The 17,715-nt window shown below is 67.6% G+C and carries 18 protein-coding genes; 5 read left to right on the forward strand and 13 right to left on the reverse strand.

Annotation, left to right across the window (positions count from 1 at the left end; genetic code table 11):
* The first annotated feature begins 9 nt into the window (after window positions 1–9).
* Together ASD72_RS01065 and hda are read left to right on the forward strand one after the other, a co-directional pair.
* A complete protein-coding gene (locus tag ASD72_RS01065) occupies window positions 10–1,173 on the forward strand; it encodes an AI-2E family transporter (protein WP_056878120.1) in 1,164 nt (387 codons plus the stop codon).
* A gap of 23 nt (window positions 1,174–1,196) precedes the next feature.
* On the forward strand, window positions 1,197–1,904 hold the full coding sequence (hda, locus tag ASD72_RS01070) for a DnaA regulatory inactivator Hda (RefSeq protein WP_056878465.1): 708 nt from the start codon (window positions 1,197–1,199) through the stop codon (window positions 1,902–1,904).
* A gap of 1 nt (window position 1,905) precedes the next feature.
* Here hda and ASD72_RS01075 read toward each other — a convergent pair whose 3' ends face one another.
* From ASD72_RS01075 to ASD72_RS01095, 5 genes are read right to left on the reverse strand one after another with little or no spacing between them, the layout of a single operon-like run.
* Complete coding sequence (locus ASD72_RS01075; protein ID WP_056878121.1) at window positions 1,906–2,781, reverse strand: PDZ domain-containing protein; 876 nt, start codon at window positions 2,779–2,781, stop codon at window positions 1,906–1,908.
* Between the two features lie 10 nt (window positions 2,782–2,791).
* Window positions 2,792–3,178 carry a hypothetical protein gene (locus ASD72_RS01080; RefSeq protein WP_056878122.1) on the reverse strand — a complete coding sequence of 129 codons (387 nt, stop codon included), beginning with the start codon at window positions 3,176–3,178 and terminating at the stop codon, window positions 2,792–2,794.
* Window positions 3,168–3,728, reverse strand: a complete 561-nt coding sequence (locus ASD72_RS01085; protein WP_056878123.1) for an RNA polymerase sigma factor — start codon at window positions 3,726–3,728, stop codon at window positions 3,168–3,170. The genes ASD72_RS01080 and ASD72_RS01085 overlap by 11 nt, the downstream gene beginning before the upstream one ends.
* 48 nt (window positions 3,729–3,776) lie before the next feature.
* Entirely contained in the window at window positions 3,777–4,481 is a 705-nt protein-coding gene (gene murU, locus ASD72_RS01090) for an N-acetylmuramate alpha-1-phosphate uridylyltransferase MurU (protein ID WP_056878124.1), read from the reverse strand.
* Entirely contained in the window at window positions 4,478–5,494 is a 1,017-nt protein-coding gene (locus ASD72_RS01095) for a phosphotransferase (protein WP_056878125.1), read from the reverse strand. The genes murU and ASD72_RS01095 overlap by 4 nt, the downstream gene beginning before the upstream one ends.
* 72 nt (window positions 5,495–5,566) lie before the next feature.
* On the opposite strand from ASD72_RS01095, the gene ASD72_RS01100 reads away from it, so the two are divergent.
* Entirely contained in the window at window positions 5,567–6,973 is a 1,407-nt protein-coding gene (locus ASD72_RS01100) for a mannose-1-phosphate guanylyltransferase/mannose-6-phosphate isomerase (protein ID WP_056878126.1), read from the forward strand.
* A gap of 67 nt (window positions 6,974–7,040) precedes the next feature.
* On the opposite strand, the gene ASD72_RS01105 is transcribed toward ASD72_RS01100, so the two are convergent.
* Together ASD72_RS01105 and ASD72_RS01110 are read right to left on the reverse strand one after the other, a co-directional pair.
* Window positions 7,041–7,307 carry a GlsB/YeaQ/YmgE family stress response membrane protein gene (locus ASD72_RS01105; protein WP_056878127.1) on the reverse strand — a complete coding sequence of 89 codons (267 nt, stop codon included), beginning with the start codon at window positions 7,305–7,307 and terminating at the stop codon, window positions 7,041–7,043.
* A 137-nt stretch (window positions 7,308–7,444) separates the two neighbouring features.
* Window positions 7,445–8,935, reverse strand: a complete 1,491-nt coding sequence (locus ASD72_RS01110) for a M20 family metallopeptidase (protein ID WP_056878128.1) — start codon at window positions 8,933–8,935, stop codon at window positions 7,445–7,447.
* A gap of 231 nt (window positions 8,936–9,166) precedes the next feature.
* Between ASD72_RS01110 and ASD72_RS01115 the strand changes: the two genes are divergently transcribed.
* Both ASD72_RS01115 and ASD72_RS01120 read left to right on the forward strand, forming a co-directional pair.
* Window positions 9,167–9,505 carry a helix-hairpin-helix domain-containing protein gene (locus tag ASD72_RS01115; protein ID WP_056878129.1) on the forward strand — a complete coding sequence of 113 codons (339 nt, stop codon included), beginning with the start codon at window positions 9,167–9,169 and terminating at the stop codon, window positions 9,503–9,505.
* A gap of 280 nt (window positions 9,506–9,785) precedes the next feature.
* Window positions 9,786–10,391, forward strand: coding sequence for a HutD family protein (locus ASD72_RS01120; protein ID WP_056878130.1), 606 nt, complete (start codon window positions 9,786–9,788; stop codon window positions 10,389–10,391).
* 7 nt (window positions 10,392–10,398) lie between these two features.
* Here ASD72_RS01120 and ASD72_RS01125 read toward each other — a convergent pair whose 3' ends face one another.
* The 6 genes from ASD72_RS01125 to ASD72_RS01150 form a co-directional block, all read right to left on the reverse strand.
* A complete protein-coding gene (locus ASD72_RS01125) occupies window positions 10,399–12,039 on the reverse strand; it encodes a sulfite reductase subunit alpha (protein ID WP_056878131.1) in 1,641 nt (546 codons plus the stop codon).
* A complete protein-coding gene (locus tag ASD72_RS01130) occupies window positions 12,036–12,962 on the reverse strand; it encodes an FAD:protein FMN transferase (RefSeq protein WP_056878466.1) in 927 nt (308 codons plus the stop codon). Before ASD72_RS01130 ends, ASD72_RS01125 begins: the two co-directional genes overlap by 4 nt.
* 107 nt (window positions 12,963–13,069) lie before the next feature.
* A complete protein-coding gene (locus ASD72_RS01135; protein ID WP_056878132.1) occupies window positions 13,070–13,882 on the reverse strand; it encodes a DUF4198 domain-containing protein in 813 nt (270 codons plus the stop codon).
* Window positions 13,883–13,910: 28 nt separating this feature from the next.
* The gene (locus ASD72_RS01140; RefSeq protein WP_056878133.1) at window positions 13,911–14,444 is read right to left on the reverse strand and encodes a DUF2271 domain-containing protein; all 534 of its coding nucleotides are present in this window, start codon (window positions 14,442–14,444) and stop codon (window positions 13,911–13,913) included.
* 29 nt (window positions 14,445–14,473) lie between these two features.
* Window positions 14,474–15,109, reverse strand: a complete 636-nt coding sequence (locus ASD72_RS01145; RefSeq protein ID WP_056878134.1) for a PepSY-associated TM helix domain-containing protein — start codon at window positions 15,107–15,109, stop codon at window positions 14,474–14,476.
* A gap of 108 nt (window positions 15,110–15,217) precedes the next feature.
* Window positions 15,218–17,629 (reverse strand): TonB-dependent receptor, encoded by a 2,412-nt coding sequence (locus tag ASD72_RS01150; RefSeq protein ID WP_056878135.1) that lies wholly within the window; start codon window positions 17,627–17,629, stop codon window positions 15,218–15,220.
* Window positions 17,630–17,715: the final 86 nt, after the last annotated feature.

Raw genomic sequence — 17,715 nt, forward strand, 5'->3', positions numbered from 1 at the left:
GGGGATCGCATGGACCTTTCTTCCTCGCCGGTAGGAACGCTGGCCCGCCGTTGGCAATGGCTGTTCATCGCCCTGATCGTGGGGTGGCTGATCTGGCTGCTGGCGCCGGTACTGACGCCGTTCGTCTGCGCCGCACTGCTGGGCTGGCTGGGCGATCCCTGGGTGGATCGCCTGCAGCGCACGGGGCGCTCGCGGACCACGGCCGTGGTGCTGGTGTTCACGCTGATGCTGCTGTTGCTGGTGCTCGCGCTGGTGATCCTGGTGCCGATGATCGAGCGCCAGGTGGTGACGGTGATCGAATCGTTGCCGGCCTACCGCGACTGGTTCGTGCAGACGGCGTTGCCTTGGGTCGAACGTCGCACCGGCCTGGAACTGGTGGCCTGGCTGGATCCGGACCGACTGACCGAATGGGTGCGCGGCCACTGGCAGCAGGCCGGCGGCGTCGCGGCGACGTTGTTCGGTTATTTCTCCCGTTCCGGCTTCGCGGTGATGGCGTGGATCGCCAATCTCGTGCTGCTGCCGATCCTGACGTTCTACTTCCTGCGCGACTGGGACCTGCTGGTGGAACGCATTGCCGCGCTGGTGCCGCGCGACCACATCGCGACGGTCAACCGGTTGGCGCTGGAATCGAACGAAGTCCTCGGCGCCTTCCTGCGCGGACAGTTCCTGGTGATGCTGGCGCTCGGCGCGATCTATGCGATCGGCCTGTCGGTGGTGGGCCTGAAGGTCGGCCTGCTCGTAGGCATCATCGCCGGCCTGATCAGCTTCGTGCCTTACCTGGGCACCGCGAGCGGCATCGTGCTGGGTGTGATCGCCGCCCTGGTGCAGTCGGGCGGCGACTGGTCGCTGGTGGCGATGGTGATGGGCGTGTTCGTCGTCGGCCAGATGCTGGAGGGCTACGTGCTCACGCCGCGCATCGTCGGCGACCGCATCGGCCTGCATCCGGTGGCGGTGATCTTCGCCATCATGGCGGGCGGCCAGCTGTTCGGGTTCCTGGGCATGTTGCTGGCGTTGCCGATCGCGGCGATCGCGAACGTGCTGCTGCGCTTCGCCCACGAGCGCTATACCCAGAGCCGCCTCTATGCCGGCGACAGGCCTGCCATCCTGCTGGATTCCTACATCGACAAGGGCAGTCTGGAGCAGGCGTCCGAGCGGGGCAACGAAGCGCCGTGAGCAAAGCCCCGGGCGGTGCGAACGTGGGGCCGCAGCTGCCCCTGGCGCTGCGTTATCCCGCCGACCAGCGATTCGAAACGTTCGTCCGGCCGCCGGAAGGCGGTTTGCCGGGCCTGCAGGCGCTGGCGGTGCAGCCGGACGCGACGTGGACCTACATCGCGGGCGCTTCGCGTACCGGAAAGACCCACCTGGCGCTGGCACTGTGCGCCGCCACCGAGCAGCAGGGGCGGCGCGCCGCCTACCTCCCGATGATGGCCGCCGCCGGCCGTGCGCGCGAGGCGCTGGAAGCGCTGGAAGGTTACGACGTCATCGCGCTCGACGGCCTGGAAGCCATCGCCGGCAACCGCGAGGATGAAGTCGCGCTGTTCGATTTCCACAATCGTGCACGCGCGCAGGGACAGAACGTGCTCTACACCGCGCGAGGCATTCCGGACGAACTCGGCCTGGGCCTGCCGGACCTGCGCTCGCGCCTGCAGCAGTGCATGCGCGTCATGCTGGATCCGCTGGACGATGAAGGACGTCGCGATGTCCTCCGCGAGCGCGCGCACCGGCGCGGCCTGGTGCTGGAGGATGCCGCGCTCGACTGGCTGCTGACCCATACCCAGCGCGACCTGGGTGCGCTGGTCGCGCTGCTGGATACGCTCGATCGCGCGTCGCTCGCGGCGCAGCGCCGCATCACCGTCCCGTTCCTGCGGCAGACGCTGGGCAGCGGAAAGCCGCCGGCCGCCTGAGTCAGGGGCAACGCTCCGCGACTTCCTCCCACACCACGGGTTCCCAATAGGCGTTGTCGCGCAGGCTCTGGGTATCGAGCTTGTCGCGCAACAGGCGTGCACCGATGCGGTAGCTCGTGTTCGGCTTGATGTCGACCACCAGCGGCTTGTACGCCTTCGCCAACGCGAAGCGCTTCATCCTGTCTATCTGCACCAACTGCGCAGAACTCAGACGATTGGTGTCGATCAGTTCGCGCACGACCAGCACGTGCCGACCGACCGCGAGACGGTGGCGGTTGACCGGCTCGAGCGGCGTGCTGCGTCCATCCACCGTGGTGATGTCGGCACGGAACACGTCGCGGCTCTTGGGGACCGCGCCTGCCCGTGCACTCACGAACCCGCATGCACCCTTGGCGTCCGCGCCGATCTCGATGCGGTACGCCGGCACGGCCACCACTCCTGCCGAACCGCTGAGCTTCGTGGGCGTGCTGCCGCGCAGTACGTCGGCGACCACGCGTCCTTCGCCTCGCTGCATGGCCTGCTCCAGCAGCGGCGCCGGCGGTGAGGCGCCATCCAGCCGCACGCCGTTGAGCGCGACCAGCCGGTCGCCGACTTTCAACCCGATGCGCGCGGCCGGTCCATCGGGCGTCAATGCCATGACCGGCAAGCCGGATCGCTGCGCGGTACGTACATCGACCACCGCACCGAGTTCGTACCGGACCTGCGCCGGCTTCTGGATCACCTGGGGAGCGCCGGCGTCCTTGAGGTCGCCGCGCTCCGACATTTGCAGCAGGGCGGCATCCAGTTCGCGGGTCGATTGCGCGTGGCTGCTCGCAGCCGCGCCAACGATCAGGGCCGCGGCCAACAAGGCGCGCGTGGGAATGCGGGGAGTATCCATGGCAATCGCCTCAGATTTCGATGGGTTGGGGAAGGGCGGCGCTGCCGCTACGTGCCAGCGCCTGGCGTCGCTGCCAGAGCCATTGCAGTTCCTGCTCGCTGGCGCCGCGTTCGTAGGCGTGCTGCAGCTCGCGGTCGACAACGCGCAGCGGCTCTTCATGCACCGGTGCGCGCGGCGCGGCGGCGAATACGTCTGGCGCGGCAGCCGGAGGGGCGGCGACGCGCGTGTAGACGAAAGGCAGCGCGACCACGGCCAACACCGCCATGCAGCCCACGACGATGCGCCTGCGCCGTTCGTGCTGGCGCACACGGGCGAGGTGGATGCGTGGCCATAGGGCTGGCGGCAGATCCGGCTCCGGGAGGGCGGCCAGGCGCGCCTGGATCGATTCAGCGGTCATGGGAGGGAGCTCCATGGGGTTCGAGGTCCTCGCGCAGTCGCGCGAGTGAGCGCGAGAGCAGCGACTTGGACCAGCTGGGCGTGCGTCCGAAGCGGCGGGCGAGGTCCTCGTGCGACCAGCCCTCCATTTCGTGCAGCCATACGACAGTACGGGCGAGGGGAGGCAACCGTCGCAACAGGGCGTCCGCATCGACGGCGTCGGCCGGTGATGCGTGGGTCTCGTCCGCCAGCGTGGCGAGATCCGTTTCCGTGTCGGCGCGATGGTGCCGGCGCAGGCGATCGATGGCCAGGTTGGCGGCCACGCGTTTCAGCCAGGGCCGCAGCGGTGTGTCTTCGCGCAGGCCCGACAGGAAACCGAACATCCGCAGGAAGGTCTCCTGCGCGATGTCCTCCGCTTCCGCAGCGTTGCCCGTCAGCCGCAGCGCCAATGCGTGCACTGCGCGCGCATGGTCGTGGTACAGCGATTCGAAAGCCGCCTGGTCGCCACGCCGGGCCTGCCGGAGCAGGTGCGCTTCCGTGGCGGGGGCGTGGTCGGGGACACGGGCATCCATACACCCCACAGTACGTGCGAAGGACGTCTTCCGTCGCACCCGTGGACGCTAGGGCGCGAGCTCCCGGTTCAGGTCCGCCAGGCGCTCCGGCGTGCCGACATCGGTCCAGCGCCCCAACAGGCGCTCCCCCGTGATGCGGCCATCCGCCATGCCGGCATGCAGCAACGGCAGCAGCGGGAACCGTGGCTTTCCCGCCGCGGTGTCGCGGACCTGGGCGGCAGCGTGCCGTTGCCAGTCGTCGAGCAGGGCGGGACGGTAGATGCCCAGGCCTGCATAGGTGAGCCGGTGCTCGCCTTCGCGGTGCAGCGCGCCCGTTGCGTCGAGCGCGAAATCCCCGCGCGGCGCGAAGGCGGGCGGATCCACCAGTGCCAGATGCGCCAGCCCGCGGGGCTCGCGTGGCAGCCGGGCGAAGTCGAAGTCGGTCCAGATGTCGCCGTTGACGAGCAGGAATGGCGCCTCGCCCAGCAGCGCGCGCGCGTTGAGCATGCCGCCGCCGGTCTCGAGCGGCGTGTCGCCTTCGTAAAGGTAGTGGATCCGCAGGCCCCAGCGCTCGCCATCGCCGAGTGTCGACGGGAAGAGGTCGGCCAGCCAGCTGGTATTGACGACGACGTCCTGTACGCCGAGCGCCGCCAGCTTTTCCAGGTGCCAGACGATCAGCGGCTTGCCGCCGGCCTCGATCAGCGGCTTCGGTGTGTGGTCGGTCAGCGGCCGCATGCGCTCGCCAAGGCCCGCTGCGAAGACCAGGGCCTTCATGCGATCTCACCGCGGGCGTGCAGGACGGGCTTGATGCGGACATCAAGCAAGGTGCGCAGCCCCTCCAGCTCCGGATAGCGCGGCAGCACTTCGTCGAGATAGCGGATGAAGCGCGGCACGTCCGGCAGGTACCGGGTCTTGCCGTCGCGATAGTGCAGGCGCGAGAAGATGCCGAGGATCTTCAGATGCCGCTGGATGCCCATCCAGTCCGCGTCGCGCAGGAAAACCTTCAGTTCCGGCACGGGCAGGCCTGCGCGCGTGGCGCGCGCGTGGTAGCGAGCCAGCCAGCCATCGACGCGTTCCAGCGGCCAGCTCAGGAACGCGTCCTTGAACAGGCTCATCGCGTCGTAGGCGATCGGCCCGCGCACGCAGTCCTGGAAATCCAGCACCGCCGGCCCGGGCGTGACCGGCATCAGATTGCGCGGCATGAAGTCGCGATGGGTCAGCACGCGCGCCTGCGTCAGCGCGTTGTCCATCAGGCGGCGTTGCGCCAGTTCCAACCCCTCGGCTTCGCCGCAATCCAGCGTCAACCCCAGGTGGCGACGCAGGAACCATTCGTCGAACAAGCCCGCGTCGCGCTGCAGCAGCGCTTCGCCGAACTCGCCCATGCCCTCCGGCGGCGCGATCGCCTGCAGGCGCAGCAGCTGCTCAAGGGCGGCATCGAACCAGGTGTCGGCATTGTCGTCGCTGATGACGTGCGCGAGCGTTGGGCCGCCCAGGTCTTCCAGCAGCAGGAAGCCGTGCTCGATGTCGATGGCCAGCACCTCGGGCACGCGCACGCCGCCGCTTGCCAGAAGCTCGCGCATGGCCAGCCAGGGGCGCACGTCTTCCAGGCCCGGAGGCGAGTCCATCACGATGCGCCCGGGGCCATCGCCCAGGCTGCGCCAATAGCTGCGGAAGCCGGCATCCATCGACGCGCGTTCGAGCTGCGCGTATGGGTCGCCGAGCGCACCGCGCGCCCAGTCCAGGCGCTGGGCGCCGCGCCCGGAGGGGTCCTGAATCGTAGGGTTCATGCGGTTGCGGTAAGGCACAGGCGATAAAGACCTACAGGGTAAACTGGCGCCCTACCGACTTGCGAGGCTTGCATGGCCAAACTCCAACCTGTGCTGCTTTCCGGCGGCTCCGGCACGCGCCTGTGGCCACTCTCGCGCGAGGCGTATCCCAAGCAGTTCCTGCCCCTCGCCGGCGACGAGACCATGGTGCAGGCCACTTGGCGGCGCGTCGAAGCCTTGGCCGATCTTGCGCCGATCGTCGTCGCCAATGAGGAACACCGGTTCCTGGTCGCGGAACAACTGCGTCAGGTGGGCGCGCCGGTGCCGGCGATCCTGCTGGAGCCGGTCGGCCGCAATACGGCACCGGCGATCGCGGCGGCAGCGCTCCAGGCGATGGCGGGCGGAGCCGATCCGTTGCTGCTGGTATTGCCTTCCGACCATGTCGTCCGAGACGTGGCCGGCTTCCAGCGCGCCGTGCGCGAGGCATCGACGGCGGCGGGAGCGGGCGCGCTGGTGACCTTCGGCATCGTGCCCGATGCGCCCGAGACGGGGTTCGGCTACATCCAGGCCGAAGCCGGCGACGGGTTGCGCAAGGTCTCGCGCTTCGTCGAGAAGCCCGACGCCGCCACCGCCCGGTCCTACCTCGACGCGGGTGGCTACTACTGGAACAGCGGCATGTTCCTGTTCCGCGCCAGCCGGTATATCGAAGAACTCGCGCGTTTCCGCCCCGACATCGTCGAAGCGGTGCGCGCAGCGCATGCGGCCGCACGGCATGACGGTGATTTCGTTCGCCTCGACAAGGACGCGTTCGTCGTCTGCCCGTCGGACTCCATCGACTACGCGGTGATGGAGAAGACCGCGGATGCGATGGTGCTGCCGGTGGACATCGGGTGGAACGACGTGGGCAGCTGGTCGGCCCTGTGGGACGTGGCCGAGCGCGACGAGGATGGCAATGCGCACCACGGCGACGTGATCGCCGTCGACAGCCGCAACAGCTACGCCTATGCGCAGAGACTGGTCGCACTGGTCGGCGTGGACGACATCGTGGTGGTCGAGACCGACGACGCGGTGCTGGTCGCGCGCAAGGATCGCGTGCAGGACGTCAAGCAGGTCGTGGCGCGCCTGAAGGAAGAACAGCGCAGCCAGGCCGTCCTGCACCGTGAAGTGCATCGCCCGTGGGGCAGCTACGACTCGGTCGACAACGGCGGGCGCCACCAGGTGAAGCGCATCAAGGTCAAGCCGGGCGCCGCGTTGAGCCTGCAGATGCACCATCATCGCGCCGAACACTGGATCGTGGTCAGCGGCACCGCCAAGGTCACGCGCGGGGATGAAACCCTGTTGCTTTCGGAGAACGAGAGTACCTACATCCCGCTGGGCGTGAAGCATCGCCTCGAGAATCCGGGCAAGGTGCCGCTGGAGCTGATCGAAGTGCAGTCGGGCAGCTACCTGGGCGAGGACGACATCGTGCGGTTCGAGGACGTGTACGGCCGTAGCCAGTGATCGCCCGCCCTGGCAGGCGGCGCCCGAAAAAAAAGGCCCCGCGCGAGCGGGGCCTTTCGTTTCCGGATTACTTCTTCTTGCGCACGAAGCCGTAGATCACCAGCAGCAGGATGGCGCCGATCACCGACGCGATGAACCCGGTGGGCTCGCCCGGGCCGTACCAGCCAAGCGCACCGCCAAGGAATCTCGCCAGCAGCGCGCCTGCGATGCCCAGCAGGATGGTCATGAAGAAGCCGAGCTTGTCGTCGCCGGGTTTCAGTGCGCGTGCGAGCAGGCCGGCCAGGAAGCCGATGAGCAAGGTCCAGAGAATACCGCCACCAAAGATCTGTTCCATCGAATCGCTCCGGTTGGGAAGGTGTGGGGCGATGCGAGCCTAGCAGGCCGTCGGGTGGATGGGCCATCCCCGGCGCCGGAAACAGAAACGCCGGGTCTCCCCGGCGTCTCCCCTGACGGGTTTCGTGCGCGTGCGGGTCAGCAGCAGCCGTGGTCGCCGTGCTGCTCGCCACCCGCCACGGCGGCCACGCCCGTGGTTTCGCCACGCACGCTGGCCGCGTGGTGTTCGGCCACCACGCGCGCCACGCAGGCCGTGACCTTCTTGCCCATCGGGATGTGCAGGAACTCGTTCGGGCCATGTGCGTTGGAGTGCGGACCCAGCACGCCGGTGATCATGAACTGCGCGCCGGGGAATTTCTCGCCCAGCATGCCCATGAACGGGATCGTGCCGCCTTCGCCCATGTACATCGCGGGTTTGCCGAAGAACTCGCGGCTCGAGGCATCGATCGCCTGCTCCAGCCACGGCGACATCGCCGGCGCATTCCAGCCCGTGCTGGCTTTTTCCAGTTCCAGACTGACCTGCGCGCCGTTGGGTGGATCCTTCTCCAGCAGATCCTTGAGCAACTGGCCGGCCTGCTTGCCTTCCAGGGTCGGCGGCAGCCGCAGCGAGAGCTTCACCGCGGTGTAAGGACGCAGCACGTTGCCCGCCGACGACAGCGGAGGCATGCCGTCCACGCCGGTCACCGACAGCGCGGGCCGCCAGGTGCGGTTGAGCACCAGTTCCGCCAGTTCTTCCGCCATCGGCGTCATGCCGGGCAGGAACGGGAACTTGTCGAACACGGCCGTATCCAGCACGCGGGCAGCTTCCTGCGCCTGCGCCTGACGGTCCGCGGGAATCTCCACCCGGAGGCCTTCGGGCAGGATCCGGCCGGTCGTCTCGTCCTCCAGCCGCGACAGCAACTGGCGGAGCAGACGGAAGCTGGAGGGCACGACGCCCGAGGCATCGCCGGAGTGCACGCCTTCCTCGAGCACCTTGACGGTGAAGTTGCCGCCGGCCAGGCCGCGCAGCGACGTCGTGCACCACAGTTGTTCGTAATTGCCGCACCCGGAATCCAGGCAGACCACCAGCGAGGGCTTGCCGATGCGGTCGGCGAGGTGGTCGACGTAGGCGGGGAGGTCGTAGCTGCCGGATTCCTCGCATGCTTCGATCAGCACCACGCAGCGCGCGTGCGGCACGCCCTGCGCCTGCAGCGCCTGGATGGCGGCCAGCGAACCGAAGATGGCGTATCCGTCGTCCGCACCGCCACGCCCGTACAGCTTGTCGCCCTTGATCACCGGCACCCAGGGGCCCAGGTCGTCGTCCCAGCCGGTCATCTCCGGCTGCTTGTCCAGGTGGCCATACAGCAGCACCGTGTCGGCGCCGGTTTCCGGGCCGCTGGCCGGGATCTCGATGAAGATCAGCGGCGTGCGGCCTTCCAGCCGCACCACCTCCACCTGCATGCCGGGAACCGATTGGGCCTTCGCCCAGCGTTCCATCAGCTGTACCGCCTGCTCCATGTACCCGTTGGCCACCCAGTCCTTGTCGAACATCGGCGACTTGTTCGGGATGCGGATGTACTCGACCAGCTGCGGGACGATCTCGTCATCCCATTTTTCGGCAACGTAGCGGTCGACTTTGGCGGTATCCATGGCAACTCCGGGTACTGGATGCGGTGACCGCCCATTCTACGCCCCCTGGCGGGTAGGACTTTTCCTACACGGCGGCGCGGGGTTTACGGGCAGACCCGCGCGTGACAGGGCGATACCTTGAATGCCGTGGGCGCTGGAGACTCTCTACACCGTCGCAGGCGACGGGAACATGGCGGATACGGCGACGCATCCGTCATCCATGGAGAGTCCAACGTCACAAGGAGAGTCGTCATGAAGTCGTTCGTCCAGTTTGCCAAGATCCTCGTGCTGTCGCTGTTGCTGGCCCTACCGGCGCTGGCGGCGGAGAAGGTCAACATCAATACGGCCGACGCCGCCGCGCTGGACCGCGTGCTCATCGGGGTGGGGCCGGCCAAGGCGGCCGCCATCGTCGAGTACCGGAAAGCCAACGGCCCGTTCAAGAGCGCCGAGGAACTGGCGATGGTGAAGGGCATCGGGCTGAGCACGGTGGAACAGAACCGGGATCGCATCGAATTGCGGGCAGGTGTCGCGCAGGCCAAGCCTGCCGCCGCCGCCAGCGCCGCCAAGCCGAAGCCGGTCGCCAGGCGCTGATCAATTCCCGCGCTGAGGCGCCCCACAGGACGTGGAGCGCCATGCGCAGGGGCAGGACGCCAGGGGAAACAGGCAGGATGCCGACAAGGACGTACCTTTCGCGCGATGGACGCGCTAGGGCCAGGCAGGAGCCTGGCGTCAGGCAGGAGCCGACACGGAAGTAAGCATCGCCCGGGCACGCATGACGCGTTCCCGGGCGATGTGCTTTTCGGAGGGCGTCCTGTCGGCATGGGTGGCGATTCCGATAGCGCTAGAATCGCGCTTCGTCTTCGGGGGCTCCATGTTCGAGAGATCGCACGTCATTCCAGCGAATGAGTACCGGCGCGAACGGTGGAAGAACGGCCTGGGCTGGACGCGTGAGATCGTGCGGGTTCCCGATGGCGACGCCTGGCATTGGCGGCTGTCGATCGCGGAGATCGAACGCGATGCGGCGTTCTCGTCGTTTCCCGGCGTTGATCGAGAATTGCTGCTGCTACGCGGAAACGGACTTCGTCTGCGCTTCGATGACGGCCAATGCGTCGAGCTGCCACCCCCGCACGGGCGTGTCCGTTTCCGTGGCGAAGATGCGGTGATGGGTGAGCTCGTCGACGGCCTGACCCACGACTTCAACCTGATGTGGCGGCGCGACGCGGTGCGGGCGGAACTGTTCCACCGCCCACTGGTCGGTCCGATGCTTTTCTTCGCCGAGCCCGGCGTTACCTGGGCTATCCATTTGCTCGCCGGTCAGGCCGAGTTCGACGTGGCGGACGATCTGCCGGCGCTGTGGAGCGGGGATACCGCAGTGCTCGTTTCGACGGAAGGCCGCAGGCGTTACGCATTGCATGGTGGAGGCGAACTGCTTGCCATCCGTATCGAAGCGCTGACGGCCGACGATGCTTCGCCCTGACGGCCGGTCAGTAGACGTCCCGGCGATAACGACTCGTGGCCAGCAGATCTTCGACCTGCGCGTCGCCCAGCGCATCGCGCAACACCTCGTCCACGCCCGGGGCCATGCCCTCAAGGCTGCCGCACACGTAGAGCGCGGCGCCCGCCGCGATCCATTCGCGCAGCACGGGCGCCGCTGCGAGCAGCGCATGCTGGACGTAGCGGTGCGGTCCACCGTCACGCGAGAACACGAGATCCATACGCTCCAGGTGCCCGCTCGCACGCCACTGCTCGAGCTCCTCGCGGTGGAAATGGTCGTGCGCACGTTGCCGTTCGCCGAACAGCAGCCAGTTGCGGTGGGCGCCCTCGAGCTCGCGAGCGCGCAGATGCGCGCGCAGGCCCGCCAGTCCGGTGCCGTTGCCGATCAGGATCATCGGCACGTCTGCGGGTGGTGCGTGGAAGTTGGGGTTGCGGCGGACGCGCAGCGCGATGCCATCACCCGGCGCAGCATGCCGGCAGAGCCAACCGCTTCCCAACCCCGGTGAACCGTCATCACGCGTCATCAGGCGCACGAGAAGATGCATCGCGCCATCGTTCGGGATCGAGGCGATCGAATACTCGCGATGCGGCAACAGCATCGCGACATCGGCCAGCGCTTGCGCGGTGGTGCCGCGTGGAAGCAGCGGGGCCGACGGCCATTGGCTGCGCGCGACCACGTCTGCGAGCGTGCAGGCCTCGTCTTGCCACGTCACACGCGCCTCGGGAGAAAGACCGAGCGACGCGAGGCGGGCATCGACGTCTGCGCGGGCATGCCGTGGACCGATCTCGACGATGTCGCCGGCCGCCCAATCCGGCGTTGTTCCAGGGGGAGGAGCAAGGGCGATGTGGAAAGCGCCGCCGCCGATGCTGCCAGGATTGAGTTGCTGGCGCTCGACCAGCGTCCACGTCGTGTATCGGGGCGCATCCCAATCGGGCAGGTCGGTGCCGCCGCTGATCTGGGCCAGGTGATGCTGCCAGTGGCGGAGTGCGCCGTCGTCGGCGTTGTCGACTTCCACGAGATCGAACAGGGGTTGTGCGGCGTGCCGACGCAGCCAATCGTCGAGTTGATGGCCGAACGCGCAGAACTGCTGGTATTCCCGGTCGCCCAGCGCGAGAACCGCGTAGCGCAGATTGGCGAGCGTCGCGGATCGTCCCATCACCGATCGCACGAAACCCAGCGCCGGGTCCGGCGGATCGCCTTCGCCGGTGGTGCTGACGACGAACAATGCCTGTTCGATGTTGGCCAGCCGTTCGCCATCCAGGTGCTCAAGTGCCGCGCGTTGCACCTGCATGCCGGCCTTGCGCAGCGATGCCGCGGTCAGGTCCGCGAGTTCGATGGCGAAGCCGGTCTGGCTGGCGTGCACGACCCATGTCGCGCCACGCGGCACGGCAGCGCCGGGGGAGGTCGCGCGATCCCGGCGATGCGAAAACCACAACCATCCTGCCGTCAGTCCGGCATAAGCGACCAGCGCCGCGCCCGCCGCGGCCCACCGACCTGTCGCAGGCGTCGCCACCCACCAATCGCCCCCTTGCCACGACGCCATGAATCCGCCCGCGGCGGCGAGCGCAAGCAGCACGAGGCCATTGCCCGCACGCGCGCGAAAATTGGATCCAGCGGACGGCTGACTCATGTGTCGAGATGCCGTTCGAAGGCGGCGGTCGTGCGCTCTACCAGACCTTCGGGCGTCCGCTCTAGGAAGCGTGCGGCCAGGCCGAGCTTGGATGCATGCGCCAGGCCCGCGTCGATGCCCATCACCGTCAGTGCCGTTGCCCAGGCATCGGCGTGCATGGCGGTCTCCGCGACGACGGTGACGGCGGCCGCGACGTCGTGGACCGGTACGCCGGTGCGCGGATCGATGGTGTGCGAGTAGCGGGTCCCGTCATGTTCGTAGGCGTGCCAGCGGTCGCCCGATGTCGCGACCGCCACGCCTTCCAGCCGTAGCACGCGGGGTTCCAATCCCTCGCTGTCGGCTTCTTCGTCGGGAGACGATTCCACCAGGACGCGCCAGGGTTGTCCGTCGGTCTTGTGGCCGTAGCCGTAGAGCTCGCCGCCGACTTCGACGAGGGCGCTTTCGATGCCGCGTTGGCGCAGCAGCGAGGCCACCAGGTCGACGCCGTAGCCCTTGGCGATGGCCGAGAGGTCCAGGGTGACGCCACCGCGCTGGAACACGCGATGGGCGCCCGGATCGAAGGACAGCTGCTCCCACCCGACGCGGGCTCGAGCCTGCGCGAGCGCCATGTCGGTCGGTCGTTCCCGGGCGTCGGCGTGCGCGCCGAAGCCCCAGGCCGCGACCAGCGGCGACACGGTGGGATCGAAGGCGCCATCGCTGCGTGCGGCGATGTCCAGCGCCGCAGCGAGTACGGCGGTGAAGTCGTCCGGCAACGGGAACCATGTGTCCGCATCCGCGCGATTGAAGCGGCTGATGTCGGAATCCGGCTCCCAGGTACTCATCTGCGCGACCACGCGATCCAGCCGCGCTTGCACGGCGTCATGCAGGGCATGCAGGTCCATGCGTGCACGTGCGTGGAAGCGCACGGACCAGGTGGTGCCCATCGTCTGGCCATGCAGGGCTTGCGAGGGCACGGTCGGTGCGGGGAAAGCGGGGAGGGGCGCGTTCATGCCGGGACGCCGCCGGACCGTGTCCGGCGGCATGGTGCGGTTTACTGCGGCAGCACTTCCAGCGTGGCCACGTAGCTCAGGCGGCGCTGCTTGGCCTGCGGGATCGTGGTCTTGGTGTCTTCCGTGCCGGTTTCCAGCCAGTACATGCCGGCTTCCGGCCAGGTCACGCTGAATTCGCCGTTGGCGTCGGTGGTGACCTTGATCTCGTCCTGCGCGTTGCGATAACGGGTGCCACCACGCGTGATCTCGAATTCGAGCCCGGCGGCCGGCTTGCCATCGACCAGCATCTTGAACTTCGCCGCTTCACCGGCGAACAGATCGTTCGGATGCGTCACCGGAACCAGTTCGAGCCCTTCACCCGTCGCCTTCAGCGCGGTGTCGCTCGGCGAACCGTTGGTCACGAAGGTTTCGATACGACCGACCGATTGCGAGACCTGCAGGTTCTTCGCGTCCTTCGGCACCTTGGTGGCGAGGTCTTCGGGCTTGGCGCCACGCAGCCCGGCCGGCTTGCCGTCCGCGCCCTCCCAACGGACCATCAGGCCCTTGTTGACGGTCGCGATGCGGTAGGTGCCCTGCTGCTTCAGTTCGACGTCGAACACGGTGCGGTACTTGCCGGTGGCGAGGTTCTGCGCCTCCGCGGTGCTGCCGTCCGGCGCGGTGATGACCAGGCCTTCGGTGCGCAGGGGCACATGGTTGAAATAGAACAGGTCGTTGGACACGGCGGCGTCCACCGTGATCCACGGGTTGGTGCCGGCGATGACCGTCTGCGACGGCATCATCCAGGCCTTGTGCGCCAGGGCGCTGGCGGGAATGACGGAGGCCAGGGCAATGGCCACGGCGAGGGAACGCTTCATCGGAATCTCCTGCGTACGTGGAAGGGAATCAGGGCTTGACGGTCAGGGTGACGGCACCGAGTTCGGTGGTGCCCTGCGCCTTGCCGGTCTGGGGCGGCTTCTTGGCCGGCCAGCTGAAGGGGATCTTCAGCAGTTCGCGGCCGCCGACTTCGCGCGCGGCTTCGACCACGAGGGTGTATTCGCCCGGCGCGAGCTTGGCCAGTTCGGGCTGCTTGTCGGTGAAGCTCAGCGCGTGCTTGCCCACCGGTTTGGTGGGGCCCGTCACGCCGTCCACCGGCACCTTCAGCGTGCGGCCGGACTTGCGCCACCACTGCCGCATGTCGGGCAGCCACTTGGTGCCGTGGCCTTCGGCGGTATCGCGCTGCTGGTACCAGACCGACAGGTTGGCGGCGACCTTCTGGTCCGCGCCCTCGACCCAGATCGCCACGTACGGACGGTGGTACTCGGCGACGTTGAGCTTGGGGACTTCGACATTGATGTCCAGGGTGGCGGCGTAGGCCGGCGTGGCCAGCAGGCCGCTGAGCGCGATGGTCAGCGTGGTGTGGACGGCGATCTTCGACATGCGGTCACTCGTGGGTTCGTGGAAGGGGATCAATGGATGAAGAGCAGGGCGATCAGCAGCGGTATCAGCAGGCCCAGGCCGACCATCGGCCAGGTCATGCGGCGCTGCCGCCCGTGCAGGTAGAGCAGGAACAGGCCGGTGATGCAGAACACCAGGCAGGCGACCGCGAAGATGTCCAGGAACCAGCTCCACGCGGTCCCCGCATTGCGTCCCTTGTGCAGGTCGTTGAAATACGAGATCCAGCCGCGGTTCGTGCGCTCGAACTCCACCGCGCCGGTTTCGCGATCGATGCTCAGCCAGGCATCGGTACCCGGGCCGGGCATGGAGAGGTAGACCTCGACATCGGACCATTCCGCCGGCCGCGCACCGATGGCGATCGAGAGCTCGTCTTCCAGCCAGTCCGCGACAGGCGGGGGGAGCGGTGCGTTGCCTTCCTGTCTATCGCCCAGCGCCGCGAGCACCGGTGCAGGTACGGTCGCCGTGCGGTTGCTGACGTCGGGCTTGGCCTCGATACGCGCGGCGTGGTTGAGCGTGATGCCGGTGATCGTGAACAGCAGCATCCCCACCAGGCAGACTGCCGAGCTGATCCAGTGCCACTGGTGCAGCGTGCGCAGCCAGAAGCCACGGCGTTGCTGTTGCAGGGCAGGGGAGGCGGGTGGCGACAAACGGTGTCTCGAAGGCGTGCGGGCAGGAGGGCCATTACATCACAGATGAGAATGGCTCTCAATTGAAAGGCATTCCCCTCCCGGCCGGGAGGGGAACGCACCAGGACGTCAGAAGTTGACGTTGAAGCTCAGCCAGACGCTGCGGGCCTTGTCCTTGTTGTTGTAGTCGTCCTGGGCCGAGAGCGTGTAGGTGCCATCGTTGTTGTCGACGAACGCGTACTCGTAGCTGGTGAAGTCGCGATCGAGCAGGTTGTTGATACGGGCATTGATGGTGAGCCAGTCGGTGGCCTTGTACCCGGCGCCGAGGTGGAACACTTCATAGTCCTTCCAGTACTGCGGGGCACCCGTGACGGCATCCACGCCGCGATAGCGCTTGGAGCGGACTTCCGCGCTCAGGAACAGGTTGAACCTGTCGGTGGTCTGCCAATCGAGCGTGGCGTTGGCCATGTGCTTGGCGCTGTTGCCCAGCGGCAGGCCGCGGGAGGGCCCGCTCTTCTGTTCGCTGTCGGTATAGGTGTAGTTGGCCCGGAAGCCGAAGCGCTCGCTGATCTGCCAGCGTCCGGCCAGCTCGGCGCCCTGCACCACGGCCTCGTCGATGTTCACCGGCACGCTGCCGCTGACGTAGCCGAGTTCGGCGTATTCGCCGGTCGGGCAGGCCAGGGCGAGGGCCACGCCGCAGCTCTCGGTGGAGAGCTTGTCGTCGAATTCGTTGCGGAACACGGTGGCGTTGAAGCCATGCCCGTCGGGGTGCTGCCAGTACAGGGCCAGTTCCGTGCTGGTGCTGGTTTCCGGCTGCAGGTCGGGATTGCCGAACAACGGCGTCGTGCCCTGCCCGCCGAAGCCGATGATGCCGTCGTACAACTGGGTCGTCTTCGGCGTCTTGAAGCCGGTGCTGATGCCGCCCTTGACCGTCCATTGATCAGTCACGGTGTACACACCGTACAGGCGCGGGCTGAGGTGGTCGCCGAATACTTCATGGTCGTCGTAGCGCAGGCCGGCGGTGATCGCCAGCGGTTCGGTGACGCGCCAGGTGTCTTCCGCGAACAGCGAGTACATGTTGTGCTCCTGTACGGCGCTGGAGGTACCGGCTTCCATGCCGAACACGCCGTCCTCCAGTTCGCCGCGGATCACCTGCGTACCCAGTACCAGGGTGTGGTCGCCACGCCACTGCCACGGCATGTCCACCTTGGCGTCCAGCGTGTACTGCCGGCTTTCCAGGGTGCGCTTGGGTCGTGGCAGGAAGGTCGATTCCGCCAACGCACGCCGATCGGCCAGGCTCATGCCGGCATAGGCGCCCGTGCCATCGATCATCGCGAGCAGTTGCTCGCGTTCGGCCACGGTGAAGGGCAGCGTGCGGCCGTCGTTGTTGGTGGCGATGTGGGCCAGCGAGACCAGGCTGTTGCCGAAGGCCCACGTGCCCTCGTGCGTGAGCGACCAGCTTTCACGGGTGAATTCCTGGGTCGGGCCATAGCCCACGCGCGGATTCGCGCGCCGTCCCCACGTGCCGCCATTGGCCGCGCAGGTACTGGCGTTCGTGCCCGCGGCGCCCAGGCACGCGTTGCCTGCGGACCAGATGCTCGCGATGCTGTCGACCGTGCCGACCGGGTATTCCTCGGCGCCCGAGTCATTGATCTTGGTGCTGTTGTCGTATTCCTGGCGCGAGGTGTCGTAGTCGAACGTCAGTGTCTGGTTGTCCGACAACGTCCAGTCCAGGCTGAAGCCGCCGGCCTTGTTGGTGTTGTCCACCGTCTTGCCGCCGCCGCCGAAGCCCAGGGGGCGCGTGTGGGTGACGCCCGCCGGATCGGTCACCGGCGCGTACACCGGGTTCGAGGCATCGCGCTCGTACCAGCTGCCGCGCGCACTGAAGTCCAGCACGCCACGCACCAGCGGCCCGGTCACGTAGAAATCCAGCGTGGCATCGTCACCGAACTGATCGTCGGTTTCGAAGGTGCGGCCGATCGTGGCCGAAGCACTCCAGGCGTCCAGGTTCTTCTTGGTGATCACGTTGATCACGCCGCCCATCGCATCCGCGCCGTAGAGCGTGGACATCGGGCCGCGGATCACTTCGATGCGTTCGATCGCGTCCAGCGGCGGGATATGGTTGAACTGGTTGCCGCCGAAGTTGTTCGGGTAGATATCGCCATGGTTGTTCTGGCGCTTTCCGTTGACCAGGATCAGCGTGTAGTCCGAGCCCATGCCGCGCATGGAGATCGTGCCCTGGCCGGTCTTGTCGCGCGTTTCGCCCACGTCCACGCCCTCGAGGTCGCGTACGGCGTCCAACAGGCTCATGTAGGGCCGCTTGGCCAGTTCTTCGCGCGTGATCACGCTGATGCTGGCGGGCGCGTCGGTGATCTTCTGTTCGAAGCCCGACGCGGTCACCACCACGGTGTCGAGCGTATTGGCGCCGGACGCATCCGGGGCGGTCTGGGCGACGGCAGGCGCGGTCGCGAGGGTCAGCAAGGCGAGGGCAAGGCGGTTGCGGCGCAAGGGCGCGCGCACGGACGTACGGATGACGTTCATGGGATCTGTCGGATGGGATGAAAGAAAGGGGCAGCCGTTGCGCGGATGCGAGGCTGTTGGAAGCGAAGGGCAGGGGCGGCCGTTGA

This window comes from Pseudoxanthomonas sp. Root630, from assembly GCF_001427585.1.
In the GTDB taxonomy this organism is placed as follows: domain Bacteria; phylum Pseudomonadota; class Gammaproteobacteria; order Xanthomonadales; family Xanthomonadaceae; genus Pseudoxanthomonas_A.